The organism is Streptomyces sp. NPDC057900 (assembly GCF_042887885.1).
GTDB lineage: Bacteria > Actinomycetota > Actinomycetes > Streptomycetales > Streptomycetaceae > Streptomyces.
In genome coordinates, this window is the sequence record NZ_JBHVOI010000002.1 from 144,292 (window position 1) to 168,999 (window position 24,708).

General features: G+C 70.8%; 22 protein-coding genes and 1 riboswitch. Of the genes, 11 read left to right on the plus strand and 11 right to left on the minus strand.

The features are described from left to right. The first annotated feature begins 91 nt into the window (after window positions 1-91). A complete protein-coding gene (locus ACFVQ0_RS07760) occupies window positions 92-1,393 on the plus strand; it encodes an alpha/beta hydrolase family protein (protein ID WP_390085662.1) in 1,302 nt (433 codons plus the stop codon). A gap of 101 nt (window positions 1,394-1,494) precedes the next feature. Here the strand turns inward: ACFVQ0_RS07760 and groL are convergent, their stop codons facing one another. From groL to thrC, 4 genes are all read right to left on the minus strand, one after another. Further along, window positions 1,495-3,120 (minus strand): chaperonin GroEL, encoded by a 1,626-nt coding sequence (gene groL, locus ACFVQ0_RS07765; protein ID WP_311304046.1) that lies wholly within the window; start codon window positions 3,118-3,120, stop codon window positions 1,495-1,497. Between the two features lie 318 nt (window positions 3,121-3,438). Further along, a complete protein-coding gene (locus tag ACFVQ0_RS07770) occupies window positions 3,439-3,645 on the minus strand; it encodes a cold-shock protein (protein ID WP_003967346.1) in 207 nt (68 codons plus the stop codon). 432 nt (window positions 3,646-4,077) lie between these two features. Continuing rightward, on the minus strand, window positions 4,078-4,356 hold the full coding sequence (locus tag ACFVQ0_RS07775) for a MoaD/ThiS family protein (protein ID WP_327338284.1): 279 nt from the start codon (window positions 4,354-4,356) through the stop codon (window positions 4,078-4,080). Window positions 4,357-4,387: 31 nt separating this feature from the next. Continuing rightward, window positions 4,388-5,680, minus strand: a complete 1,293-nt coding sequence (gene thrC, locus ACFVQ0_RS07780) for a threonine synthase (protein ID WP_390085664.1) — start codon at window positions 5,678-5,680, stop codon at window positions 4,388-4,390. Between the two features lie 17 nt (window positions 5,681-5,697). Continuing rightward, window positions 5,698-5,824, minus strand: a riboswitch (SAM riboswitch). 152 nt (window positions 5,825-5,976) lie between these two features. Between thrC and ACFVQ0_RS07785 the strand changes: the two genes are divergently transcribed. After that, window positions 5,977-6,927 (plus strand): glucosyl-3-phosphoglycerate synthase, encoded by a 951-nt coding sequence (locus ACFVQ0_RS07785; protein ID WP_390085666.1) that lies wholly within the window; start codon window positions 5,977-5,979, stop codon window positions 6,925-6,927. 57 nt (window positions 6,928-6,984) lie between these two features. Next, entirely contained in the window at window positions 6,985-8,388 is a 1,404-nt protein-coding gene (locus ACFVQ0_RS07790) for a trehalose-6-phosphate synthase (RefSeq protein ID WP_390085668.1), read from the plus strand. Here the strand turns inward: ACFVQ0_RS07790 and otsB are convergent. From otsB to ACFVQ0_RS07805, 3 genes are all read right to left on the minus strand, one after another. Continuing rightward, window positions 8,365-9,222: a trehalose-phosphatase gene (otsB, locus tag ACFVQ0_RS07795; RefSeq protein ID WP_390085670.1), complete on the minus strand. Its 858-nt coding sequence runs from the start codon at window positions 9,220-9,222 to the stop codon at window positions 8,365-8,367. The genes ACFVQ0_RS07790 and otsB overlap by 24 nt on opposite strands. Window positions 9,223-9,324: 102 nt before the next feature. Beyond that, window positions 9,325-9,597, minus strand: a complete 273-nt coding sequence (locus tag ACFVQ0_RS07800; RefSeq protein WP_390085672.1) for a DUF3263 domain-containing protein — start codon at window positions 9,595-9,597, stop codon at window positions 9,325-9,327. 45 nt (window positions 9,598-9,642) lie between these two features. Beyond that, window positions 9,643-10,860 (minus strand): extracellular solute-binding protein, encoded by a 1,218-nt coding sequence (locus ACFVQ0_RS07805; protein WP_390085674.1) that lies wholly within the window; start codon window positions 10,858-10,860, stop codon window positions 9,643-9,645. 330 nt (window positions 10,861-11,190) lie between these two features. Here ACFVQ0_RS07805 and ACFVQ0_RS07810 point away from each other — a divergent pair, with 330 nt between their 5' ends. The 5 genes from ACFVQ0_RS07810 (at window position 11,191) to ACFVQ0_RS07830 (ending at window position 16,334) form a co-directional block, all read left to right on the plus strand. Then, a complete protein-coding gene (locus tag ACFVQ0_RS07810) occupies window positions 11,191-12,099 on the plus strand; it encodes an SIS domain-containing protein (protein WP_390085676.1) in 909 nt (302 codons plus the stop codon). Between the two features lie 124 nt (window positions 12,100-12,223). Further along, a complete protein-coding gene (locus ACFVQ0_RS07815) occupies window positions 12,224-13,156 on the plus strand; it encodes an ROK family protein (RefSeq protein WP_390085678.1) in 933 nt (310 codons plus the stop codon). Then, complete coding sequence (gene nagA / locus ACFVQ0_RS07820; RefSeq protein WP_390085680.1) at window positions 13,156-14,319, plus strand: N-acetylglucosamine-6-phosphate deacetylase; 1,164 nt, start codon at window positions 13,156-13,158, stop codon at window positions 14,317-14,319. The genes ACFVQ0_RS07815 and nagA overlap by 1 nt, the downstream gene beginning before the upstream one ends. A gap of 163 nt (window positions 14,320-14,482) precedes the next feature. Beyond that, complete coding sequence (locus ACFVQ0_RS07825) at window positions 14,483-15,427, plus strand: 1-phosphofructokinase family hexose kinase (protein WP_390085682.1); 945 nt, start codon at window positions 14,483-14,485, stop codon at window positions 15,425-15,427. Between the two features lie 55 nt (window positions 15,428-15,482). Then, window positions 15,483-16,334 carry a ketose-bisphosphate aldolase gene (locus ACFVQ0_RS07830; protein WP_390085684.1) on the plus strand — a complete coding sequence of 284 codons (852 nt, stop codon included), beginning with the start codon at window positions 15,483-15,485 and terminating at the stop codon, window positions 16,332-16,334. A 66-nt stretch (window positions 16,335-16,400) separates the two neighbouring features. On the opposite strand, the gene ACFVQ0_RS07835 is transcribed toward ACFVQ0_RS07830, so the two are convergent. Then, on the minus strand, window positions 16,401-17,417 hold the full coding sequence (locus ACFVQ0_RS07835; RefSeq protein WP_390085686.1) for a carbohydrate-binding protein: 1,017 nt from the start codon (window positions 17,415-17,417) through the stop codon (window positions 16,401-16,403). Between the two features lie 153 nt (window positions 17,418-17,570). Beyond that, window positions 17,571-19,220, minus strand: coding sequence for a diguanylate cyclase CdgB (cdgB, locus tag ACFVQ0_RS07840; protein WP_390085688.1), 1,650 nt, complete (start codon window positions 19,218-19,220; stop codon window positions 17,571-17,573). Window positions 19,221-19,596: 376 nt separating this feature from the next. On the opposite strand from cdgB, the gene ACFVQ0_RS07845 reads away from it, so the two are divergent. After that, on the plus strand, window positions 19,597-20,103 hold the full coding sequence (locus ACFVQ0_RS07845) for a flavin reductase family protein (protein ID WP_327338274.1): 507 nt from the start codon (window positions 19,597-19,599) through the stop codon (window positions 20,101-20,103). 35 nt (window positions 20,104-20,138) lie between these two features. On the opposite strand, the gene arfB is transcribed toward ACFVQ0_RS07845, so the two are convergent. Further along, complete coding sequence (gene arfB / locus ACFVQ0_RS07850; RefSeq protein WP_328865984.1) at window positions 20,139-20,573, minus strand: alternative ribosome rescue aminoacyl-tRNA hydrolase ArfB; 435 nt, start codon at window positions 20,571-20,573, stop codon at window positions 20,139-20,141. 197 nt (window positions 20,574-20,770) lie between these two features. On the opposite strand from arfB, the gene ACFVQ0_RS07855 reads away from it, so the two are divergent. Then, window positions 20,771-21,346 (plus strand): TerD family protein, encoded by a 576-nt coding sequence (locus ACFVQ0_RS07855; protein ID WP_123460746.1) that lies wholly within the window; start codon window positions 20,771-20,773, stop codon window positions 21,344-21,346. 277 nt (window positions 21,347-21,623) lie between these two features. After that, a complete protein-coding gene (locus ACFVQ0_RS07860) occupies window positions 21,624-23,195 on the plus strand; it encodes a M4 family metallopeptidase (protein WP_390085691.1) in 1,572 nt (523 codons plus the stop codon). Window positions 23,196-23,223: 28 nt separating this feature from the next. On the opposite strand, the gene ACFVQ0_RS07865 is transcribed toward ACFVQ0_RS07860, so the two are convergent. After that, window positions 23,224-24,654, minus strand: coding sequence for a M1 family metallopeptidase (locus ACFVQ0_RS07865; protein ID WP_390087702.1), 1,431 nt, complete (start codon window positions 24,652-24,654; stop codon window positions 23,224-23,226). Window positions 24,655-24,708 lie beyond the last annotated feature (54 nt).

The window sequence follows — 24,708 nt, forward strand, 5'->3', positions numbered from 1 at the left end:
CATCGTGGAGGCGTTCGCACACGTACCGCGCAACACGCGGCACACGGCATGAGACCGTGCCGCGCAGTGCCGCCCGAACGGGGAGTCCCAGGTGTCCGCAGTCCCGCGTACTCGTACCCACAACCGCCGGCAGGTCCTCACCACCGCCCTCGCCGCGTCCGCCCTGCTGGCCACCGGGGCCGTCCCGTCCTACGCGGCCGGCGGCCGGCGGACCCGCACCGCGCCGCCGACCACCCTGCCGTCCGCACGGCTGCCCCGGCCCACCGGACCGTTCGAGGTCGGCTCCACCGTGCTGCACCTCGTCGACCCCTCACGCGCCGAGCCCTGGCTGCCCGGGACCACCGCGCGCCGCGAGCTGATGATCAGCGTCCGCTACCCGGCCGCGCCCGGCGGCTCCGGGCGGCGGGAGCCGCAGATGACGGCCGCGGCCGCCGCGCACTTCGGGGGAGCGGAGGGGGCCGCCGCCCTGAACCTGGGGATGGCGCCCGGGTCCGTCGACTGGGGGGCCACGCTCAGCCACGCCCGTCGCGACGCCCCGGTCGCGGCGCGGGCCGGGCGGCTGCCCGTCGTGCTGTACTCCGGCGGACTGGGCGACCCGCGCACCTGGAACACCGCCCTGGTGGACGATCTGGCGAGCCACGGGTACGCCGTCGTCACGATCGACCACACCTACGAGGCGACCGAGGTGGAGTTCCCCGACGGGCGCCTCGCCACCATGCGGATCTTCGACGGGGCGCCGCCCAGCGATCCGGACGCGATCAGCGCTCTGCTGCGCAAGGTCGTGGCGGTCCGGGTCGCCGACACCCGGTTCGTGCTCGACCGGCTCGCGGAGCTGAACCGGACGCGCTTCGGGGACGTACTCGATCTGCGCCGGACCGGCATGTTCGGCCACTCGGCGGGCGGCTTCACCGCGGCCCAGACGATGCACGACGACCGGCGGATCCGGGCGGGCATCAACATGGACGGGCAGCTGGACTACGTGGGCGGCGAGGTGCCGGACGGCAGCCGGCTGAGCACGGTGGCCACGGACGGTCTCGACCGGCCGCTGCTCCTGATGGGGACGGCCGGTGAGGGCTCGGGCGACTACCGGCAGCAGCCGTCGTGGGCGGCGTTCTGGAAGAACACCCGGGGCTGGCGGGCGGACGTCACACTGACCGGCTCGCGCCACGCCTCCTACACCGACGCCGAGTTGCTGCTGCCGCAGCTGGCCCGGCAGGGCGCGGAGCCGGACGGCGGACTGGCCGAGGCGGTCGGGACGGTACGGCCGGAACGGGCGGCGGCCGCGAGCCGGGCGTACGCGGCGTCGTTCTTCGGGCGCTGGCTGCGCGGGCACGACGACCGCCTGCTGGACGGACCGTCGGCGCGCTTCCCGGAGATGGTGTTCACGCCGTAGGGCCCATGGCCGTAAGGCCTGTGAACGACACCGGCCCCCGGGGAGGAATCCCCGGGGGCCGGTGTCGTTACTGCTGTGCGGGAGCTACCGATCCGTGAGGATCAGAAGTCCATGTCACCGCCCGGCATGCCGCCCGGAGCGCCCGCGGCAGCGGCCTTCTCCGGCTTGTCGGCGATGACGGCCTCGGTGGTGAGGAAGAGCGCGGCGATGGACGCGGCGTTCTGCAGGGCGGAGCGCGTGACCTTCGCCGGGTCGATGATGCCCTCGGCGATCATGTCGACGTACTCGCCGGACGCGGCGTTGAGGCCGTGACCGATCGGCAGGTTGCGCACCTTCTCGACGACGACGCCGCCCTCAAGACCACCGTTGACGGCGATCTGCTTGAGCGGGGCCTCCAGCGCCAGCTTGACGGCGTTGGCGCCGGTCGCCTCGTCACCCGAGAGCTCCAGCTTCTCGAAGACGGCCGAGGCCTGGAGCAGAGCCACGCCACCACCGGCGACGATGCCCTCCTCGACGGCGGCCTTGGCGTTGCGCACCGCGTCCTCGATGCGGTGCTTGCGCTCCTTGAGCTCGACCTCGGTGGCGGCACCGGCCTTGATGACGGCCACGCCGCCGGCCAGCTTCGCGAGGCGCTCCTGGAGCTTCTCGCGGTCGTAGTCCGAGTCGGAGTTCTCGATCTCGGCACGGATCTGGTTGACGCGGCCCTGGACCTGGTCGCTGTCACCGGCGCCGTCGACGATCGTCGTCTCGTCCTTGGTGATGACGACCTTGCGGGCGCGGCCGAGCAGGTCGAGACCGGCGTTCTCCAGCTTGAGGCCGACCTCCTCGGAGATGACGGTGCCACCGGTGAGGATGGCGATGTCGCCGAGCATGGCCTTGCGGCGGTCACCGAAGCCCGGAGCCTTGACGGCGACGGACTTGAAGGTGCCACGGATCTTGTTGACGACCAGGGTCGACAGGGCCTCGCCCTCGACGTCCTCGGCGATGATCAGCAGCGGCTTGCCGGACTGCATGACCTTCTCCAGCAGCGGAAGGAGGTCCTTCACGTTGCTGATCTTCGAGTTCACGATCAGGATGTACGGGTCGTCCAGGGACGACTCCATGCGCTCCATGTCCGTGGCGAAGTACGCCGAGATGTAGCCCTTGTCGAAGCGCATGCCCTCGGTGAGCTCAAGCTCAAGACCGAAGGTCTGCGACTCCTCGACGGTGATGACGCCTTCCTTGCCGACCTTGTCCATGGCCTCGGCGATGAGCTCGCCGATCTGGGTGTCGGCGGCGGAGATGGAGGCGGTCGAAGCGATCTGCTCCTTGGTCTCCACGTCCTTGGCCTGCTCCAGGAGGGCGGCGGAGACGGCCTCGACGGCCTTCTCGATGCCCCGCTTGAGAGCCATCGGGTTGGCACCCGCGGCCACGTTGCGCAGACCCTCGCGGACGAGCGCCTGGGCGAGAACGGTGGCGGTGGTCGTACCGTCGCCGGCGACGTCGTCCGTCTTCTTGGCGACCTCCTTGACCAGCTCCGCACCGATCTTCTCGTACGGGTCCTCCAGCTCGATCTCCTTGGCGATGGAAACACCATCGTTGGTGATCGTGGGGGCGCCCCACTTCTTCTCAAGGACGACGTTGCGGCCCTTGGGGCCGAGGGTGACCTTGACGGCGTCGGCGAGCTGGTTCATGCCGCGCTCAAGACCGCGCCGGGCCTCCTCGTCGAACGCGATGATCTTGGCCATATGAAGTGGTCCTCCCGGACAGGGGTGGATTCTCCGGACCGAGTGGCGCCCGCGACGGACGGCCTGCCGTCTGCCGGTTCCTTGCCCCGGCAGACCTGCGGGCCTCACCGGCCCGGTCCAAGTTTCTGTCACTCTCACCCGGAGAGTGCTAAGCCCAATGATTAGCACTCGACCCCCGAGAGTGCAAGCGCCCCCCTCCGGAGTGTGGACAACCGGACGGCGGCGGGTGCGACCGGACCCAGGACGCACGGAGGGCCCGTACCCCAGGGGTACGGGCCCTCCGTGCGTGAGTAGTGTCGTTGGCCGACCGCGCCGAGCTCAGCCGACAGCGAGCTTGACCATGTCCGCCTGCGGCCCCTTCTGGCCCTGCGAGATTTCGAATTCAACTCGCTGACCCTCTTCGAGGGTGCGGTATCCGTCCATCTGGATCGCGCTGTAGTGGACGAAAACATCCGCACCACCGTCGACCGCGATGAAGCCGTACCCCTTCTCCGCGTTGAACCACTTGACGGTGCCCTGAGCCATGCCTAACTCCCCTATTACTGGCCCTTGCACAGGACCGCACTTCGCGGGCCCGGGTCAGAACTCACCCTCCGACAGGAGAGGGTGCGTGCGCCGGAACGCGTCGACCGCGGCCGAATGTATCTGTCCAACTGCCCTCTGCAACAGGTCAATCGGACGAGAATTCTCAAGCGCACCGATCACCCGAATATGAGGAATTCATGAGATTCCTGGGCAAGTCGGGCCAGGCAAAGGCGACTTATGGCGCAAGAGGCTCAGGTACTTTGGCTGCATCTTGTCGTGGCGAGGCGCATTCTCATATGCGGCGGGCACGGGCAGCGAAGGGGACTTCCCACACTCTACCGCGTTCAACCATGCAGAATTGCCCCCTCCGCTTCTGTCGCGGAGAGGGCAATTCAGGTGACTCGGCGCAGTGGGACCGACCGGTCCCGGGGCTCAGCAGCCGCCGGCGACGGCCGGGATGATCGAGACTCCCGCGCCGTCCGGGGTGACCGCTTCCAGGCCGCCTTCGAAGCGCACGTCGTCGTCGTTGACGTACACGTTGACGAAGCGGCGCAGCTTGCCCTGGTCGTCCAGGACGCGGGCGGCGATGCCCGGGTGGTCCTTCTCCAGGGACTCGATGACCTGGGAGAGGGTCGCGCCCTCTGCCGGGACCTCGGCCTGGCCGCCCGTGTAGGTGCGGAGGATGGTGGGGATACGGACCTTGACGCTCATGGTGGGTGTCCTTCCTGGAGTCCCGGTCGGTTCAGTTGGTGCCGAGGCCGGCGGCGCGGAAGGCGTCCAGGCTCGGACGGATCGTCGCCGTCGCCTGCGAGGTGGCGGCCACCGCGTCCAGCGTCTTGAGGCCGTCACCGGTGTTCAGGACGACGGTGGTGAGCGTCGGGTCGAGCAGACCGGCCTCGATCAGCTTCTTCGTCACGCCGACCGTCACACCGCCCGCGGTCTCGGCGAAGATGCCCTCGGTGCGCGCCAGCAGCTTGATCGCGTCGACGACCTGCTCGTCGTTCACGTCGTCCACCGCGCCACCCGTACGGCGGGCGATGTCCAGGACGTAGGGGCCGTCGGCCGGGTTGCCGATGGCGAGGGACTTGGCGATCGTGTTCGGCTTCTGCGGGCGGACCACGTCGTGACCGGCCTTGAAGGCGGCGGAGACCGGCGAGCAGCCCTCGGCCTGGGCGCCGAAGATCTTGTACGGCTTGTCCTCGACCAGGCCGAGCTTGATCAGCTCCTGGAGACCCTTGTCGATCTTCGTGAGCTGCGAGCCGGAAGCGATCGGGATGACGATCTGGTCGGGCAGCCGCCAGCCGAGCTGCTCGCAGATCTCGTACGCGAGCGTCTTGGAGCCCTCGCCGTAGTACGGGCGGAGGTTGACGTTGACGAAGCCCCAGCCCTCTCCGAGCGGGTCTCCGATGAGCTCCGAGCAGAACCGGTTGACGTCGTCGTAATTGCCCTCGATGCCGACCAGCTCACCGCCGTACACCGCGGCCATGACGACCTTGCCCTGCTCCAGGTCGTGCGGGATGAACACGCAGGAGCGCAGCCCGGCGCGGGCGGCGGCGGCGCCCACCGCACCGGCCAGGTTGCCGGTGGAGGAGCAGGAGAGTGTGGTGAAACCGAAGGCGCGGGCGGCCTCGACGGCGATCGCGACGACGCGGTCCTTGAAGGAGTGCGTCGGGTTGCCGGAGTCGTCCTTGACGTACAGGCCGCCGGTGACGCCCAGCTCACGGGCGAGGTTGTCGGCCTTGACCAGCTTGGTGAAGCCGGGGTTGATGTTGGGCTTGTCCGCGACGTCGGAGGGGACCGGCAGCAGCGGCGCGTAGCGCCAGATGTTGTCCGGGCCGGCCTCGATGCGCTTCTTCAGCTCGTCCGGAGAACCGGTCGGCAGGTCGTACGCCACTTCGAGCGGCCCGAAACAGGTCGCACAGGCGAAAAGCGGACCGAGTGCGAATCGTTCTCCGCACTCGCGGCAGGAAAGTGCCGCGGCGGGACCGAGGTCCACGGAAGATTCGGTGGATGCTGCAACAGTCTGAACAGCCATGATGGCGAGGCCCTTTCTCCTCATCTTCCTTGTGGCGCATTTCGCCACAAGACGGAATTGGCACCGTCCCCACCTGACCTCGCGGTCGGCGGGATGGTTGCCGGGACTTCAACGGGCCGTTCCCTCTGTCCCTCTGGATGAGCGCTATGGCACTGGACCATCGATCCAGGCGTTTATCGGCGGATGGACCCCGGGATGCCACGGCCATCTGCGTTGTTCAGACTGTAACCGAAGCACCGGACTGTTGAGATAGTCGTCCGAACCGCGAGATGGATCACATACAGGGAGTATCGACCGTGCTGGAAGAGGTCGAACGCTGGCTGACCAGGCGTTCCTGGTCGTGCGCCGACCGCCCGCTGGAGCAGCTCCTGGCCGCCCGGAGCGGCGACCCGCGGCGGGGGAGCGTGAGTGTCGTCCTGCCCGCGCTCAACGAGGCGGCGACGGTCGGGGACATCGTCCGGACGATCCGGCGCGAGCTCATGGAGAAGGTCGGGCTGGTCGACGAACTCGTGGTGATCGACTCCGGCTCCACCGACGACACGGCGGAGGTGGCCCGCCGGGCGGGCGCCCGGGTGATCCACCGGGACGCGATCCTGCCCCGGCTGCCGGCCGTCCCCGGCAAGGGCGAGGTGCTGTGGCGGTCACTGCTGGTGACCGGCGGTGACATCGTCTGCTTCATCGACGCGGACCTCAAGGACTTCTCGGCCGACTTCGTCTCCGGCATCGTCGGCCCGCTGCTGACCGACCCCTCCGTGCAGTTCGTCAAGGCGATGTACGACCGCCCGCTCGGGGACACCGCGGGCCAGGGCGGGCGGGTCACCGAACTCGTGGCACGGCCGCTGCTCAATCTGCACTGGCCGCAGCTGGCCGGCTTCGTCCAGCCGCTGGGCGGTGAGTACGCCGTACGCCGGTCGCTGCTCGAACAGCTGCCGTTCCCGGTCGGCTACGGGGTGGAGCTGGGGCTGCTCGTCGACGCCCTGCACACGGTCGGCCTGGACGCGCTGGCCCAGGTCGACGTCGGCGTCCGCAAACACCGCCACCAGGACGGCCGGGCGCTCGGCCGGATGGCGGCGGCCATCTACCGGACCGCGTCGCTGCGGCTCTCCCGCGGCCATCTGGTGCGCCCCGAGCTGACCCAGTTCGAGCGCGGCGAGAACGGCTTCGTGCCGCACACCTATCCGGTGGACACCGAGGAGCGGCCGCCGATGCGCGAGATCGAGGAGTACGTCTCGCGGCGCGCCGCCTGAGCCGGGCCGCCGCCGCACGCACGTTTGGACCGTTCGGGATCGGGCTAGATTCCGCGCATGGTCTCCGCGCACGTCCCCCAGCCCGCCGACAAGCCCACCGCCCAGGTTCTTGTCGCGTCCAACCGAGGTCCGGTCTCGTACGCACTGAGCGAGGACGGCTCGCTCGACGCGAAACGGGGCGGCGGCGGGCTCGTCTCGGGCCTGAGCGCGGTGGACGACAAGATGTGGGTCTGCGCCGCGCTCGGTGACGGCGACCGCGAGGCGGTGCGGCGCGGGGTCGGTGAGCCGGGCGTACGGATGCTCGACATCGACGCGGACGTGCACGCCGACGCGTACAACGGCATCGCGAACTCGGTGCTCTGGTTCATCCACCACCTGCTCTACCAGACCCCGGTGGAACCCGTCTTCGACGCGGAGTTCCGGCGCCGGTGGGCGTCCTTCGAGACCTACAACCGGGCCTTCGCCGAGGCGCTCGCGGAGGAGGCGGGCGAGGGCGCGGCGGTCCTGGTGCAGGACTACCACCTGGTGCTGGTGCCCGGCATGCTCCGCGAGCTCCGCCCCGACCTGCGCATCGGCCACTTCTCGCACACCCCGTGGGCGCCCGTCGACTACTTCCGGATCCTGCCCGACGACATCGCGGAGCAGGTGCTGCGCGGAATCCTCGGCGCCGACCGGGCGGCCTTCCTGACCCGCCGCTGGGCGGACGGCTTCATCGGCTGCTGCACGGAGATCCTGGGCGGCACAGGGCGTACCCGGATCGGCGTGCACGGGCTCGGCGCCGACGCGGACTTCCTGCGCCGGCGCGCGCACGAGCCGGATGTGGACGAGCGGATGGCGGCGCTGCGCGAGCAGGTGGGCCCCGACCGGAAGACCATCGTGCGGGTGGACCGCACGGAGCTGTCCAAGAACATCGTCCGGGGGCTGCTCGCCTACCGGGCGCTGCTCGACGAACGGCCCGAGTGGCGCGGCCGGGTCGTCCACGTCGCGTTCGCCTACCCCTCGCGGCAGGACCTCGCGGTGTACCGGGAGTACACGGCCGAGGTGCGGCGCGTCGCCGACGAGATCAACACGAAGCACGGCACGGCGGACTGGACCCCGGTCGTCCTCCACGTCAAGGACGACTTCGCCCGCTCGCTGGCGGCGTACCGGCTGGCCGACGTGGCGCTCGTCAACCCGATCAGGGACGGCATGAACCTGGTCGCCAAGGAGGTCCCGGTCGTCTCGGACGACGGCTGCGCGCTGGTGCTGTCGCGGGAGGCGGGGGCGTACGAGGAGCTGGCGGACGACGCGATCACGGTGAATCCGTACGACGTGTCCGCCACCGCCGACGCCCTGCACGAGGCGCTGACGATGGCGGACGACGAGCGCGCCGGGCGCACGGAGCGGCTGGCGGAGGCGGCCACCGCGCTGCCGCCGCAGCAGTGGTTCCTGGACCAGCTAGAGGCGCTGCGCCAGGGCTGACAGGAAGCCGACGACCGCTCCGGGCCCCGGCAGCAACAGGTCCGCGCGCGCGGCCAGTTCCGGCACCTCCGCCTCGCCGCTGCAGACGAGCAGGCCGGGGGTGCCGTCGGGGCCCTCGCTGCGGAGCTTCTCCACGGCGGCGAACGCGGCCAGGTCGCCCAGGTCGTCGCCTGCGTAGAGCACGGACTCGGCGCCCGTCTCGCGCACGTACTGGGTGAGGGCGACGCCCTTGTCCATGCCGGCGGGCCGCAACTCCAGGACCATCCGGCCCGGTTCGACGATCAGGCCGTGCCGGGCCGCCAGTTCGCCGAGGGGGCCGCGCAGCGCCTCGAAGGCGGCCTGCGGGTCCTCCGCGCGACGGGTGTGGACGGCGAGCGCCTGCCCCTTCTCCTCTATCCAGGTACCGCGCCAGGAGTCGAACCTGTCGAGGAAGCCGGGCAGTTCGGCCCGCACGGCGGCGACGCCGGGGTGCGGGGCGGGGGCGTGGACGGTGCCGGAGACGGCGTCCCAGCGTTCGGCGCCGTAGTGGCCGAGGACGACGAGGTGGTCCAGTCCGGCGACCCCGGCGAAGCCGCCGTAGCGGACCGCGACGCCGGCCGGGCGGCCGGTGATCACGGCGATCGACGCGACCCGGGGAGCGAGTGCGGCGAGCGCCTCGACGGTCCCGGGGTGGGCGCGGGCCTGTTCGGGGTCCGGGACGATGTCCGCGAGGGTGCCGTCGAAATCGAGCGCGATGACGGCGCGGTCGGGCCGGCCCAGGAGAGCGTCGAGGCCCTCCCGTCCGGCGGGGGTCGTCGGGGCCGGCAGGGACGGGGTGTGCGGGTGGCTGCCCATACGTCCGAGCCTATAGGCGCTGGCCTGTGCGCGGGCCCGACCGGGGCTCCGCCCCGCACCCCCGCGCTTCCGGAGCTGGAAATCGCCGGCCCGCCCCGGCCCTCAGCGCCGCCCCCGCCTCGCCTCGCGCACCCGCCGCAGCCGGTTCACCGTGACCGGGTCGGCCTCCAGCGCCCGCCGGTCGTCCAGCAGGGCGTTCAGCAGCTGGTAGTAGCGGGTCGGGGAGATGCCGAGCCGCTCCCGGATCGCCCGCTCCTTCGCCCCGGGACCGGCCCACGACTGCCGCTCGACCGCCAGCACCGCGCGGTCCCGGTCCGAGAGCCCGGGAGCGGGCGGGGCGGGCTCGTCGGGGCTGTCCGGGGGGAGGGCGGTCATATCAGCCAATATATTGCGCGGCCGTGACCTGCGGACCGCCGCCCGCTACTCCGCGCTCTCCGCCGCCGTGGACTCCTGCGCTATGCGCGCCAGCACGCTCTCGGGCTTGGCGCCCGGCTCGACCGCCTCACCGATGTTCTTCTTGATCGACTCGCTGGCCTGCGCCCAGGACGTCTTTCCGAACGGGTAGAGCTGCGCGCTCGGCAGCGCGTCCAGGAACTTGTACAGCGGCTTGTACTTGGGGTCGGTCTCCATCGCGGCCGAGGCGCTGTCGGTGACCGGCAGCATGTCGTAGGTGTCCGCGAAGTCGATGACGTTCTTGTCGCTGAACATGAAGTCGAAGAACTTGCCCATCTCGACCCGGTGATCGTTCTGCTTGAACCCCATGATCCAGTCGGCGACGCCCATCGAACTGGTGCTGGGTCCGGTGATGCCGGGCAGCGGCACCATGCCGACGTCCACGCCCTTCTTCTGGGCCTCCTGCATCAGCGTCGGATGGCCGTTGAGCATGCCGACGTCACCGCTGGTGAACGCCTCGAAGGCCTTCGCGCGGTTGAGCTTGCCGGGGGCGACGGGGCCGACGAGGCCCTTGTCGACGAGGTTCGACTTCAGCCAGTCGAACGTCTTGATGTTCTCGGCCGAGTCGATGTTGTACGAGCCGACGTCGTCGGTGTAGCCACCGCCGCCGCTGAGCAGCCACATCAGCGTCTCTGCCTGGGACTCCTCCTGGCCCAGCGGCAGCGCGAACGGGAACTTCACGCCGCGCTGCTTGAGCGCGGCGGCGTCGCTCGCGATGTCGCTCCAGGTCTTCGGGGCGTCGAGGCCCGCCTGTCCGAAGAGCTTCTTGTTGTAGAAGAGCAGCCGGGTGCTGGCCACGAACGGCAGCCCGTACTGGACCTGGCTGACCCGGCCCGCGTCCGCGAGGACCGGCAGGAAGTTGGCCTGAGTGCGGACGCTGAGCATCTGGTCGGCGGAGTAGAGCTTCCCGGCCTTGGCGTAGTCCGCGTACGCGCCGATCTGCGCGATGTCGGGGGCCTTGTCGGCCTTCACCATCTCCGCGACCTTGCGGTCGATGTCCGTCCACGGCAGGACGGTCACGTCGACCTTGATGCCGGGGTGGGACGCCTCGAAGCTCCGGGCGACACCGTCCCAGTACTTGTCCGACTTGTTCGCCTCGCCGGTGCCGTAATCGGCCGCGACCAGCTTCAGGGTGACGTCTCCTCCGTCGCTCCCGCCGCCGCAGCCCGACAGCGCAGCCGTCATCCCCAAGGCGGCGACAGCCGCCGTCAGTCCCAAGTAACGCCGCTGCACAGCCCAGTCCGTCCTCGTTGATCGCGCCATCCGCTCCACCCACGTCGGCGTGGGGCGCTCCGGATGAGCTGCGATTTTGCCCCACCGCCTCCAAGGAGGTCTACACCACCCCGGTATCGCTTCGGCAACGCAGCAGCATTGCACGGGACGCTCGGTGACTGCTAAGTAGGTCTCGGTCAACGTCTCGGTCAACGAGGGTCCGGCACAAGGTCCTTAGCTCTCCAGCAGCCCTCTGATGGTCCAGACCTTTATGCGCGCCCACCCCGCGAGGAGCCGTACCGCATGTCCCGAACCGCATCAGAAATTGCCACCCAGCCCAGCTGCTGGCGGCGTGCCGCAGAGGCGGGAGCGGTGGCCGAGGGGCTGCCGCGTCCGGGCGAGCGGGTCGCCGTCACCGGCTGCGGCACCTCCTGGTTCATGGCCATCGCCTACGCGGCGCTGCGCGAGGCGGCCGGGCAGGGCGAGACGGACGCGTACGCCTCCTCGGAGTTCCCGGCCGGGCGGTCCTACGACCGGGTCGTGGCCATCACCCGCTCCGGCACCACGAGCGAGGTGCTGGCGCTCCTGGCCGAGCTGCGCGGGAAGACGCCGACCGTCGCGCTGACCGCCGACCCGAAGACACCGGTGATGGACGCCGCGGACACGGTGGCGGTCCTGGACTGGGCCGACGAGGAGTCGGTCGTGCAGACCCGGTTCGCCACCACCGCGCTCGCCTTCCTGCGGGCCGGGCTCGAAGCGGCCGGCCCCCTCCCGGCGGGCGTGAAGACGGTGGCAGAGGCCGCGGTGGACGCGGAGCTGGCGGTGACGGAGCCGCTGGACGAGGCGGTGGTCTCGGCCGAGCAGTGGACGTTCCTGGGGCGCGGCTGGACCTACGGGCTGGCACAGGAGGCCGGGCTGAAGATGCGCGAGGCGGCGGGCGCCTGGACGGAGTCCTACCCGGCGATGGAGTACCGCCACGGCCCGATCGCGATCACCGGACCGAACCGGGTGGCCTGGGTGTTCGGCGCCCTGCCCGAGGGGCTGGCGGGCGAGGTCGCGGGGGTCGGCGGGACGCTGGTGGCCCGTACCGCCGCCGACCCGATGGCCGATCTGATCCGGGCCCAGCGGCTCGCGGTGGCGCTCGCGGAGTCGAAGGGCTACGACCCGGACCACCCGCGCAATCTGTCGCGCAGCGTGATCCTGCCGGGCTGAGGGCGCACGCGGGGCGCGTTCACGGCGGATTGCCGTGCGGTTGCGGGCCGATTTTGTATGGATGCGCAACAAACAGCGATAGTGGACTAGACCTTTTGGGGTCCGTCGGGCGAAACTGTTTCCCGTGAAACACGTCATCGCCCTCGATGTGGGCGGCACCGGAATGAAGGCCGCACTGGTCGGGGCCGATGGCGCCCTGCTCTACGAGGCACGGCGCGCGACCGGCAGAGAGCGCGGCCCCGACGCGGTCGTGGAGTCGATCCTCGCCTTCGCGGCGGATCTGCGCGCGTACGGCGAGGAGCACTTCGGCGAGAGCGCTCTCGCCGCGGGTGTCGCCGTACCCGGCATCGTCGACGCCGAGAACGGCATCGCGCTCTACTCCGCCAACCTGGGCTGGAGCGACGTCCCCATGCGCCGGCTGCTCGGTGAGCGGCTCGGCGGCGTCCCCGTCGCCCTCGGCCACGACGTCAGGACCGGCGGACTCGCGGAGGGCCGGATCGGGGCGGGCCGGGGCGCCGACCGCTTCGTCTTCGTCCCGCTGGGCACCGGGATCGCCGGGGCCATCGGCATCGGCGGCTCCATCGAGGCCGGCGCCCACGGCTCGGCCGGCGAGATCGGCCACATCGTGATCCGGCCGGACGGCCCGGACTGCCCCTGCGGCCAGCGCGGCTGCCTGGAGACGCTCGCCTCGGCCGCCGCCGTCAGCCGGGCCTGGGCCACCGCGTCCGGCGACCCGAAGGCCGACGCGGCGGACTGCGCCAAGGCCGTGGAGTCGGGCGACCCGGCGGCCCTCGCGGTCTGGCACGACGCCGTGGACGCCCTCGCCGCCGGGCTCGTCACCGCGCTCACCCTGCTGGACCCCCGCACGCTCATCATCGGTGGCGGTCTCGCCGAGGCGGGGGAAACCTTGTTCACACCACTCCGTGCGGCTGTCGAGGAACGCATCACGTTCCAGAAGCTGCCCCACATCGTCCCCGCGGCTCTCGGGGACACCGCCGGATGCCTGGGCGCAGGGCTGCTCGCCTGGGATCTTCTCTCCACGGAGGTATCCGCCTGATGGCCGGACGCGCAGACAGCACAGTTCTCGCAGGTGCCCGGGTGGTACTCCCCACCGGCACCGTCGAGAACGGCCGGGTGGTCATCGAGGGCACCCGCATCGCCGCCGGCCCGGCACCGGACGACGCGCCGAGCCTCGACCTGTCCGGCCACTGGATCGTCCCCGGCTTCGTGGACATCCACAACCACGGCGGCGGCGGCGCCTCCTTCACCTCCGGCACCGTGGAGGACGTCCTCACCGGCGTCCGCACCCACCGCGAGCACGGCACCACCACCCTGGTCGCCTCCACCGTCACCGGCGAGATGGACTTCCTCGCCGAACGGGCCGGCATCCTCTCCGAGCTGGTCGAGCAGGGCGAGCTGGCCGGTATCCACTTCGAGGGCCCCTTCATCTCGCCGTGCCGCAAGGGCGCGCACAGCGAGGGCCTGCTGCGCGACCCGGACCCGGCCGAGGTCCGCAAGCTGATCGACGCCGCCCGGGGCACCGCGAAGATGTTCACGCTCGCCACCGAACTGCCCGGCGGCATCGAGTCCGTACGGCTGCTCGCCGAGCACGGCGTCATCGCCGCGATCGGGCACACCGACGCCACGTACGAGCAGACCGTCGAGGCGATCGACGCGGGCGCCACCGTCGCCACGCACCTCTTCAACGCGATGCCGCCCCTGGGCCACCGCGCGCCCGGCCCGATCGCCGCCCTCCTGGAGGACGAGCGGATCACGGTCGAGCTGATCAACGACGGCACGCACCTGCACCCCGCCGCACTTCAGCTGGCCTACCACCACGCGGGCGCCCACCGCGTCGCCCTGATCACCGACGCCATGGACGCGGCCGGGTTCGGCGACGGCCAGTACCAGCTCGGCCCGCTCGCCGTCGAGGTCAAGGACGGCGTCGCCCGGCTCGTCGAAGGCAACTCCATCGCCGGCTCCACCCTCACCCTGGACACCGCCTTCCACCGGGCCGTCACCATCGACCGCATCCCGGTCGGTGACGTGGTCCAGTCGATCTCCGCCAACCCGGCCCGGCTGCTCGGCGTATACGACCGGGTCGGCTCGCTGGAACCGGGCAAGGACGCCGACCTGGTCGTCCTGGACGCCGACTTCGCGCTCAAGGGCGTCATGCGCAAGGGCGAGTGGGTCGTCCAGCCGGTACCCGTGGCGGCCTGACGGCAACCGTCCCGAGCCTCGGACAGAACGTAACGAAGAGACGGCGGTTGTCCCCCGGGTCTGGGCCCGCCGCCGGCTCTTTGGCATGATCGTCGGCGAACCATCAGGAACAGCGGGTTCCGCAACGGCACCCGCGCTCAGCACGTATCGAGGGGGCGGCCGAGTGATCCTCACGGTCACGCTGAACACGGCACTCGACCTGACGTACGGCGTACCCGCCCTCGTCCCGCACGCCAGCCACCGGGTCACCGACCTCTCCGAGCGGCCCGGCGGCAAGGGCATCAACGTCGCCCGGGTCCTCACGGCCCTCGGCCACGACACCGTCGTCACCGGCTTCGCGGGCGGCGCCACCGGCTCCGTACTGCGGCAACTGCTCGCGGACCTCCCGGCCGGCCGGGCGAGCCTCACCGACGCGCTCGTCCCGGTGGCCGGCGACACCCGCCGCACCCTGGCCGTCGTCGACGGGACCACCGGCGACACCACCCAGTTCAACGAACCGGGCCCGCACGTCGGCGCCGACGAGTGGACCGCCTTCCTCCACAGCTACGAGAAGCTGCTCACCGGCGCCGACGCGGTCGCCCTGTGCGGCAGCCTGCCCCCCGGCATACACGTCGGCGCCTATGCCGAACTGATCCGGCCGGCCCGCGCCGCCGGCGTCCCGGTGCTCCTGGACACCAGCGGCGAACCGCTGCGCCGGGGCATCGCGGCCCGCCCCGACCTCATCAAGCCGAACGCCGACGAGCTGGCCCAGCTCACCGGCTCCCGCGAACCCGCCCGCGCCACCCGCGACGCCCGCCGCAGAGGCGCGCACACGGTGATCGCCTCGCTCGGCCCGGACGGCATGCTGGCGGTCACCCCCGACGGCAGCTGGCGGGCGTCCCCGCCCGCCGCGGTCAAGGGCAACCCGACCGGGGCCGGCGACTCCGCGGTGGCCGGACTGCTCTCCTCCCTCGTCGAGGGCCTGAGCTGGCCGGACCGGCTGCGACGGGCGGTGGCTCTGTCGACGGCGACCGTGCTGGCCCCCACCGCGGGTGACTTCGACCGCGCGGCCTACGAGGAGCTGCTGCCGCGCGTCGCCATCGAGGAACACGCAGACGGAGCGGCCTGAGCGCCGCGCCCAAACCGGGCCCCCACCGGGCCCGAGGAATCAACAGAGGTCAGCAATGCCGCTCGTCAGTACCGGTGAACTCGTCTCCGCCGCCCAGGCCCAGGGACGCGGGATCGCCGCCTTCAACGTCATCACCCTGGAACACGCGGAGGCCATCGCCACCGGCGCGGAGCGGGCCGGGGCCCCCGCCATCCTCCAGATCTCCGAGAACGCCGTGAAGTTCCACGGCGGCCGGCTCTCCGCCATCGCGGCGGCCGCCGCCGCCGTCGCCCGCGCCTCCGCCGTCCCGCTCGCCCTCCACCTCGACCACGTCGAGTCCGTGGAACTGCTGCACCAGGCGCACGACGAGGGCTTCGGCTCGGTCATGTTCGACGCCTCCAAGCTGACGTACGCGGAGAACGTGCGGACCACCGCCGAAGCCGTCGCCTGGGGCCACGAGCGCGGTATCTGGATCGAGGCCGAGCTCGGCAAGGTCGGCGGCAAGGAGGGCGAGGCCCCGCTCGACGCCCACGCCCCCGGCGTCCGCACCGACCCGGCGGAGGCCGCCGCGTACGTCGCCGCGACCGGTGTCGACGCGCTGGCCGTCGCGGTGGGCTCCTCGCACGCCATGACCGAGCGCACCGCCGCCCTGGACCACGAGCTGATCGGCCGGCTGCGCGACGCCGTCCCCGTCCCGCTGGTGCTGCACGGCTCCAGCGGCGTCCCGGACGAAGAGATCCGCCAGGCCGTCGCCGCCTCCGGCATGGTCAAGATCAACGTGGGTACGGCCCTGAACACCGCGTTCACCGGGGCCGTACGGTCCTACCTGGCCGAGAACACCACGGGCGTCGACCCGCGCAAGTACATCGCCCCGGGCCGCGAGGCGATGGCCGCGACGGTCGCCGGCTTCCTGGCCCTGATGGGCTGAGCCACCACGACGACGGCCCCCTCACCAGAAGGCGAGGGGGCCGTCGTCGCGTGCGGGGCGGGCGGGTCAGCGCGTCTGGTGACCGGCCTTCAGCGACAGCTGATCCAGGTTGGCATCGCACTGGTCGCCGTCGTTGCAGGAGATCATCAGGGTGTTCGCGCCCTTGGTGAGGTTGACGTAGGCGTACGTCGTCGTCCAGCCCTTCTCCAGGTCGCCCTCGGGGGCGTGGGCGAAGTTCTCCATGTTGATGGAGCGCGGGTCCTCGGCGTTGACCGTGAGGGACGTCTTGGCGTCCTTGCCCGGTACGCCGTACGTCACGAACAGCGTGTACTCACCGGCCTCCGGCACCTCGACGGACCAGGTCGCGGACCTGCCGACCGCGTTGAGGCTGATGTACTGCCCGTTGTTGCTCTTGGCGCCCTTGACGGTGTTGTCGAGGCTCGCGTCACCGCCGAGCTTGAGCGACGCCGCGTCCTGCTTCGGGAGCTCGGGGGGCGCCTCGGAGGTCTTGGACTGCTGCGGCTTCGGCGACTCCTCGACCTCACCGGCCGCACCGGAGGAGGAGGACGCCGCGTCGTTGTTCTTCTTGCCCTTGTCGCCGTCGCTCGTCATCAGGGCGGCGGCGATGCCGATGAGCACGACCGCGACGACCGCGACGGCACCGATCAGCAGGCCCTTGGTGTTGGGGCCGCCCTTGCCGGGACCGCCGCCGTTGCCCCGGCCGCCCTGGTGCGGGACCTGGGAGGTGGGAGCGCCGGGATACGTCTCGGGGGCCGCGTACTGCGCGTTCGGCTGCCCGTACTGGCCCTGCTGCTGACCGTACTGGGCGTTGTTCTGCGCCTGCGGCGGGTAGCCGTACGCCCCCTGCTGCGGCACCTGCTGGCCGTACTGGCGCTCACCGACGGTCCGCACCTGGTTGTACGAGGTACGCGGGACACCGCGCTGCGCGGCGGGGCCCGGGTAGCCGTAGCCCCCCTGGCCTCCCTGACCCGGCGGCTGCGCACCGGCCGCCCGCCCGTCCTCGTAGAGGTAGCCGAACGGGTCGTCGTCCTCGGGTGTGCTCGCGCCGTTGTTCCCGGCCATCCCTGGGTCACTCCTCACCATGTCGTCGGCCACTCGCCGTATACCGTCAGCCCACGCCGACCGGCCGAGCCTACCCCGAACGGACCAGCCCAAGAATTGCCGGACGCGCGGCGGGGACCGGGGTGGGGTACGCGCACAACGCCTCGGCGAACGTCAGCCGGCTCTGCGGTGAACCTTCGAACGGGACCGCTTCTCGACGTACATCCGCTGGTCGGCGGAGCGCAGCACTTCCTCCGCGGTCATGCCGCAGGCGGCCCAGCCGATGCCGAAGCTCGCCCCGACGCGGACCGCCCGGCCGTCGACCCGAATGGGCGGAATGATGGCGTTACGCAGGCGTACGGCCAGGTCGGCGGCGTCCGCCGAGCCGAGCCCGTCCGCGAGCACGACGAATTCGTCACCCCCGAGCCGGGCGACGGTGTCGCCGTCGCGGACACAGGTGGTGAGCCGGCGGGCCACCTCGATGAGGACCGCGTCACCCGTGTGGTGGCCGAAGCGGTCGTTGATCGACTTGAAGCCGTCCAGGTCGCAGAAGAGGACCGCGAGGCCCTTCGAGCCGTCGTCCTGCCCGGTGTCGGGTGCGACGGAATGCACATGGTGGTCGTACGGGCCGACGCCCGTCCCGGCGTCGAACCCGTCGGCGGGGAAGCCGTGCAGCCGGGCCTCGTCCACGTCGCCGTACGCCGCGTCCAGCACCTGCACGTCGGTGGAGGCCATCGCGTGCGGGCGCTCGCAGAGCCGGGCGCTGAGCCGGGAGCGCAGCTCGGCGCTGTTGGGCAGGCCGGTGAGCGCGTCGTGCGAGGCGCGGTGCGCGAGGTTCAGCTCGTGGCGCTTGCGCTCCTCTATGTCCTCGACATGGGTGAGCAGGAAGCGCGGCCCGTCCGCCGTGTCCGCGACGACGGAGTTGCGCAGCGAGACCCAGAGGTAGGTGCCGTCCCGGCGGCCCAGCCGCAGCTCGGCCCGGCCGCCCTCGGCGGAGGTACGGAGCAGGGTGCCGATGTCCTCAGGGTGGACCAGGTCCGCGAAGGAGTAGCGGCGCAGGACGGAGGCGGGGCGGCCGAGCAGCCGGCACAGGGCGTCGTTGGTGCGCAGCAGCCGGCCGTGCTGGTCGCCGCCCATCTCGGCGATGGCCATGCCGCTGGGGGCGTACTCGAAGGCCTGGCGGAAGGACTCCTCGCTGGCCCGCAGCGCCTGCTGTTCCCGCTCCAGGCGGACCAGGGCGCGCTGCATGTTGGCCCGGAGCCTGGCGTTGCTGATGGCGATGGCCGACTGGGAGGCGTACATCTGGAGGGCCTCGCGGCCCCAGGCGCCGGGGTGGCGGCCGTTGCGGGGGCGGTCGACGGATATGACGCCGAGGAGGTCGGAGCCGCCGCCGGAGGCGTACATCGGGGCGTAGAGCCGGTCCTGCGGGTGCCACTCGTCCTCGAAGCGGGGCTCCGGGCCCTCGGTGTGCCACTGCGGGACGTCGTCGTCGAGGAGGACCCAGCCGTCGGTGTGGGGTATGAAGCGGAGCTCGTCCCATATCTCGCCCATGGCGAGGCGACGCTCCCAGGAGGTGCGGGAGCCGACGCGGCCGGTGATCAGGGCCTCGGCGGCGCTGTTCCCGGCGAAGGCGGCGACCACCAGGTCACCGTCGGGACGGACGAGGTTGACGCAGGCCAGCTCGTAGCCGAGACCAGCGACGATCCCGTCGGCCACGGTCTGCAGTGTGTCGGCCAGGCTCCGCGCCGTGTTGAGATCGGCCACGGCCTGGTGCAGCTGCCGCATCGTCGCAAGACGGACGTACGGCTCCGACTCGGCCTCCATCGCTCGCACTCCCCGAGACCTCGACAGCACTCCAGGTTTCATATCGGCGTACTTGACGTACTTACTGCAGTGTCACGGCCACTGAATCACAGTGAGCTGTGCACCCGGTACACAGGGTCAACGAATATCGCGCTCTGTGAGACAAGTCACAACAGATAGTAAAGGATTACCTCCGGGTCCAGAACGGGTCCAGTACGGGGCCGGAACGGGTCCGGGATGGGCCCGGAACAGGTCCGGCACGGGTGTGGGCAGGTCCTAGGACCTGGCTGGTCCCCTGGCCCGATGCGCCGTCGGTCCGTACGCGACTAGCGTGCCCGGTGTGTTGCAGACAAAGCCCCCCGCCCCGCGTTCCCGGCCCGTCCCCCATGCTGAGGGGGTGAGCAACGACGAGTTCCGTGGTGCCCTCGCCCGACTGGCCGCCGGCGTGGTGCTGGTCACCGCCCAGGAGCCGCCGCTCGACGAGCAGGGGCGCGGCGAGGACGTCGGCATGACCGCGACCGCCTTCATGTCCGTCTCGCTGGACCCGCCGCTGGTCATGGTGAGCCTGCGCAACGACTCACGGATGGACGACCTGCTGGCGGAGCAGCCGCTGTGGGCCGTCTCCGTACTGTCGGAGAGCCAGCGGCACATCGCCGGGCGGTTCGCCATGAAGGGCCGGATCAGCGACCGGCTGCTGTTCGAGGACATCCCCTATGTACGCGGGGAGATCACGGGGGCGCCGCTGGCCGGGGGCGCGCTCGCCACGCTGGAGTGCCGTACGGAGCAGCGCGTCGTGGCGGGTGACCACACGCTGGTGATCGGGCGGGTGCTCAGTGCGCAGCTGCCGACCCAGGACGGCGGCCCGCTGACCTACTTCCGGGGGCGCTACCGGCAGCTGGGCTGACCGCTCGGCGGTCGCGGTCCTACCGGCCCGGGGGGCTACCAGTCACGCCCGGAGCGGCCGCGCTTGGTGTCGCCGCGCTGCTTCTTCTCGCGCAGCCTGCGCTCGTTGATGCCGCGCGGGATCTTGCGCTTGCGGCGCGGCTTGGGGGGCGGCGCCGTGGCCTCCGCCAGCAGGGAGGTGAGCCGCACGGCGGCCGTCTCGCGGTTGCGCCACTGCGAGCGGTGCTCGGAGGAGCGGACCGAGACCACCCCGTTGACCAGCCGGCTCTCCAGCCGCTCCAGGGCGCGTTCCTTCCACACCTCCGGCAGCGACTCGGTCGCCGCGAGGTCGAAGCGGAGCTCGACCTGGGAGTCGGTGGTGTTGACGTGTTGCCCGCCGGGCCCGGAGGACCGCGAGAAACGCCACATGAGCTCGGCCTCCGGCAGGGAGACCGCACCGCGGATGACATAGGGCCCGGACATGACACCCATGTTCCCTGTCCCACCGGCTGTTCGTCACCTTCTTTACGGCTGCCCCTTCGCGACTGCTCCGAGGCCGCGCCCCGGGACCGTTCGGTAAAGAAAGCAAAGCCGGATGGAACCTCTCGGTCCCCTGCCCGCGTTATGGAGGGTGACGGTAGCTTCGTGACGACACGAAGCCCGCAGACGACAGATGAAAGGGACTTCCCATGGCAGTAAGCCTGTCCAAGGGCGGCAACGTCTCCCTCACCAAGGAGGCCCCCGGCCTCACCGCCGTCACGGTCGGCCTCGGCTGGGACGTCCGTACCACCACCGGCACGGACTTCGACCTCGACGCCTCCGCGATCGCGGTCAACGCCGCCGGGAAGGTCTTCTCCGACGGTCACTTCGTCTTCTTCAACAACAAGGCGACGCCGGACCAGACCATCGTGCACACCGGTGACAACGTCACGGGTGAGGGCGAGGGCGACGACGAGCAGATCAACGTCAACCTGGCGGGCCTGCCGGCCGACATCGACAAGATCGTCTTCCCGGTGTCGATCTACGACGCCGAGACCCGCAGCCAGAACTTCGGCCAGGTGCGCAACGCCTACATCCGCATCCTCAACCAGGCCGGCGGCGCCGAGATCGCCCGCTACGACCTGAGCGAGGACGCCGCCACCGAGACCGCCATGGTCTTCGGCGAGCTGTACCGCAACGGTGCCGAGTGGAAGTTCCGTGCCGTCGGCCAGGGTTACGCCTCCGGCCTGCGCGGCATCGCCCAGGACTTCGGCGTCACCCTCTGACGCTCCGTCCCACCGCTTCACCGGAGCCCCCGGCCGATCGTCCTGCGGCCGGGGGCTCCGCCGTGTCCGCATACCACTGACTGAGCCCAATGGGGCGCGTGACACGCCGTGTTACACAACTGACCGAAGTCCGCCGGATAGCGGACACGGACGTATCCCAGTCGGACAAGAACTGGTCAAAGAATTGTGAGGTAATTGTTAGTACACCGTCAATGTCGGTCATTCGGTGGCACGCTCTCCGCTCGTAACCCCCCACGGAACGAGCAACGGAGAACCCATGACCCCCCACATGAACACCCGTCGCGCCGCAGCCCTGGCCGCCGTGGCCGCGATGGTCGTCGTCGGAGTGCAGACCGGTACCGCGAACGCCCGGCCGGCCGCCGCCGACAACGGCTCCTCCGCCTCCTCGCCCGCCTTCAGCGCCGCCGCGGCGCGCACCACGGCCATCAAGTCGGCCCAGACCGAAGCCTCTTCGACCGCTGCCACGCTGAAGCTCGGCGGCAAGGAGAAGCTGATCGCCCGTGACGTGATCAAGGACGCCAAGGGCACCGTCCACACCCGCTACGAGCGCACCTACGCCGGACTGCCCGTCATCGGCGGCGACCTCGTCACCCACACCGCGAGCAACGGCAAGCTCAAGAGCGTCACCAGGGCGACGGACGCCAAGATATCCGTGCCGTCCACGACGGCGAAGATCAAGACGGTGGCCGGTGCCCGCAAGGTGATCTGGGCGGGTGGTTCCAAGCCGGTCCTCGCACTCGAATCGACCAAGACCGGGGTCCAGAAGGACGGCACCCCGAGCCGCAAGCGCATCCTCACCGACGCCAACACCGGCAAGGTCCTGCACAGTTACGAGGAGATCGAGACCGCCGGCGTCGGCAACAGCCAGTACAGCGGCAAGGTCGACCTGTCGACCACCGAGTCCGGTTCGGGCTTCGACCTGACCGACGGCGACCGGGGCGGCCACTCGACGTACGACCTGAACCAGGGCGAGAGCGGAAAGGGCACCCTGGTCACCGACGACGACAACACCTGGGGCGACGGCACCGGCAACGACCGCCAGACCGCCGCGGTCGACGCCCACTACGGCGCCGCCGAGACCTGGGACTTCTACAAGGACGTGCTCGGCCGCGACGGCATCGCGGGCGACGGTAAGGCCGCGTACTCCCGGGTCCACTACGGCGACGCGTACGTCAACGCGTTCTGGGACGACAGCTGCTTCTGCATGACGTACGGCGACGGCGCCGACAACAAGAGCGCCCTCACCGGCCTCGACGTCGCCGGGCACGAGATGAGCCACGGGCTGACCTCGTCCACCGCCAACCTCGACTACGTCGGTGAGTCCGGCGGCCTCAACGAGGCGACCAGCGACATCTTCGGCACCTCGGTGGAGTTCTACGCCGACAACGCCACCGACGTCGGTGACTACCTCATCGGCGAGAAGATCGACATCAACGGCGACGGCACCCCGCTGCGTTACATGGACGAGCCGAGCAAGGACGGCGGCTCGGCCGACTACTGGAGCAGCAGCGTCGGCAACGAGGACGTGCACTACTCGTCCGGTGTCGCCAATCACTTCTTCTACCTGCTGGCCGAGGGCAGCGGCGCGAAGACCATCAACGGCGTCGACTACGACTCCCCGACCTCCGACGGCTCCACCGTCACCGGCATCGGCCGGGACAAGGCCATCCAGATCTGGTACAAGGCCCTCTCCGAGTACATGACCTCCTCCACCGACTACGCGGACGCCCGCACCGCGACCGAGAAGGCCGCGACCGACCTCTACGGCGCGGACAGCGCCGAGCTGAAGGCCGTGGACGCCGCCTGGACCGGCGTCAACGTGAAGTAACAACCGCCTCGTTGCTCCCGGGAGCCGGTCAGCCGTTCGCGGCGGGCCGGCTCCCGCCGTACAGCCACTTCTTCCACAGCTCCGTCAGATCGCGGCCGGTCGCCTTCTCCACGTACGCGGTGAACTGCGCCGTCGTCGCGTTGCCGTGCCGGTGGGCCTTCGTCCATCCCGCGAGCAGCGCGAAGAACTTCTTGTCGTCGTCGACCGCCTCGCGGATCTTGTGGATGACCATGGCGCCCCGCCCGTAGACCGGCGCGTCCGAGATGTGGGACGCGGACGGCGGATCGGCGGGCGGGAAGGCCCAGTTGTCGTCGTCCGCGTAGGCCTCGTCGAACGACTCCTGGGCCGGGGTGTCCTCCTTCTCCTCCTCCCACAGCCACTCCGCGTACGTCGCCAGGCCCTCGTTGAGCCACATGTCCCGCCAGCTCGCGGGCGTGACCGAGTCGCCGAACCACTGGTGCGACATCTCGTGGACCAGCAGCCCGACGCTCGGCGGCCCGGGGAAGAACGGCCGGTTCTGCGTCTCCAGCGCGTACCCGGCGTCGTTCTCGCGCTCGACGATCGCGCCCGTGGCGGCGAACGGGTACGGGCCGAAGTGCTCCGCCTCCCACTTCACGACCTCGGGCACCCGGGCCACGGTCCTCGCGCTCGCCGCCGCCGACTCCGGGTCCACGGCCGTGAACACCGTGATGCCGCCCGCCATCGTCGACGTCTTCGTCTCGAACCTGCCGACGGCCAGCACCGCGAGATAGCTCGCCATCGGCTCCGCGGTGTGCCAGCGGTACGTGGTGCGGCCCCGCTCCGTCGTCGGCGGCCCGGCCTGCACCCCGTTGGAGACCGCCGTCAGCCCCTTGGGGACGGTGACCGACACGTCGTACGTGGCCTTGTCGCTCGGGTGGTTGTTGCCGGGGAACCAGGCCATCGAGCCGGTCGGCTCACCGAGGGCGACGGAGCCGTCGTCGGTCGGCAGCCAGCCCTCCTTCGACTTGTCCGGGTCGGTGATGGTCTTCGGGGAGCCGGAGTAGCGGATGACGGTGTGGAACGTCTCGCCCTTGTGGAGCCGGTCCTCGGCCTTCGGGTCCGTACGCAGCGTCAGCTCGCTGCCCGCCCGGTTGACGGCGGCGGGCCTGCCCTCCACGGTCGCGGAGTCCACGGTGAGACCGTCGAGGTCGAGGTTGAACGAGCTGAGGTCCTGGGTGGCGCGCGCGGTGATCTCGGCGGTGCCGCGCAGCGTCTGCTCGTCCGGGTCGACATCGAGCGTGAGGCCGTAGTGCGTGACGTCGTATCCGCCGTTGCCGAGCTTGGGGAAGTACGGGTCGCGCACCCCGGGGGCGCCCGGTTTGCCCTGCACCCCGCCGGTACAGGCGGAGGCGAGGAGACCGAGGGCGAGCAGCAGGACCGCGGCCCTGTGGGGAGTGTGTGCCCTGCGGGGTGTGCGTGCTGGGGCGGCTTGGTCCAGATCCAGATCCACGCCGATGATCCTATGTGCGGAATGTCGGAGTAGGGGGATGCC

Coding starts and splice junctions, on each gene's coding strand:
- groL (WP_311304046.1), bottom strand. CDS start 3,120: ATGGCCAAGATCATCGCGTTCGACGAGGAGGCCCGGCGCGGTCTTGAG.
- ACFVQ0_RS07770 (WP_003967346.1), bottom strand. CDS start 3,645: ATGGCTCAGGGCACCGTCAAGTGGTTCAACGCGGAGAAGGGGTACGGC.
- ACFVQ0_RS07775 (WP_327338284.1), bottom strand. CDS start 4,356: ATGAGCGTCAAGGTCCGTATCCCCACCATCCTCCGCACCTACACGGGC.
- thrC (WP_390085664.1), bottom strand. CDS start 5,680: ATGGCTGTTCAGACTGTTGCAGCATCCACCGAATCTTCCGTGGACCTC.
- ACFVQ0_RS07790 (WP_390085668.1), top strand. CDS start 6,985: ATGGTCTCCGCGCACGTCCCCCAGCCCGCCGACAAGCCCACCGCCCAG.
- otsB (WP_390085670.1), bottom strand. CDS start 9,222: ATGGGCAGCCACCCGCACACCCCGTCCCTGCCGGCCCCGACGACCCCC.
- ACFVQ0_RS07800 (WP_390085672.1), bottom strand. CDS start 9,597: ATGACCGCCCTCCCCCCGGACAGCCCCGACGAGCCCGCCCCGCCCGCT.
- ACFVQ0_RS07805 (WP_390085674.1), bottom strand. CDS start 10,860: ATGACGGCTGCGCTGTCGGGCTGCGGCGGCGGGAGCGACGGAGGAGAC.
- ACFVQ0_RS07810 (WP_390085676.1), top strand. CDS start 11,191: ATGTCCCGAACCGCATCAGAAATTGCCACCCAGCCCAGCTGCTGGCGG.
- nagA (WP_390085680.1), top strand. CDS start 13,156: ATGGCCGGACGCGCAGACAGCACAGTTCTCGCAGGTGCCCGGGTGGTA.
- ACFVQ0_RS07830 (WP_390085684.1), top strand. CDS start 15,483: ATGCCGCTCGTCAGTACCGGTGAACTCGTCTCCGCCGCCCAGGCCCAG.
- ACFVQ0_RS07835 (WP_390085686.1), bottom strand. CDS start 17,417: ATGGCCGGGAACAACGGCGCGAGCACACCCGAGGACGACGACCCGTTC.
- cdgB (WP_390085688.1), bottom strand. CDS start 19,220: ATGGAGGCCGAGTCGGAGCCGTACGTCCGTCTTGCGACGATGCGGCAG.
- arfB (WP_328865984.1), bottom strand. CDS start 20,573: ATGGGTGTCATGTCCGGGCCCTATGTCATCCGCGGTGCGGTCTCCCTG.
- ACFVQ0_RS07855 (WP_123460746.1), top strand. CDS start 20,771: ATGGCAGTAAGCCTGTCCAAGGGCGGCAACGTCTCCCTCACCAAGGAG.
- ACFVQ0_RS07860 (WP_390085691.1), top strand. CDS start 21,624: ATGACCCCCCACATGAACACCCGTCGCGCCGCAGCCCTGGCCGCCGTG.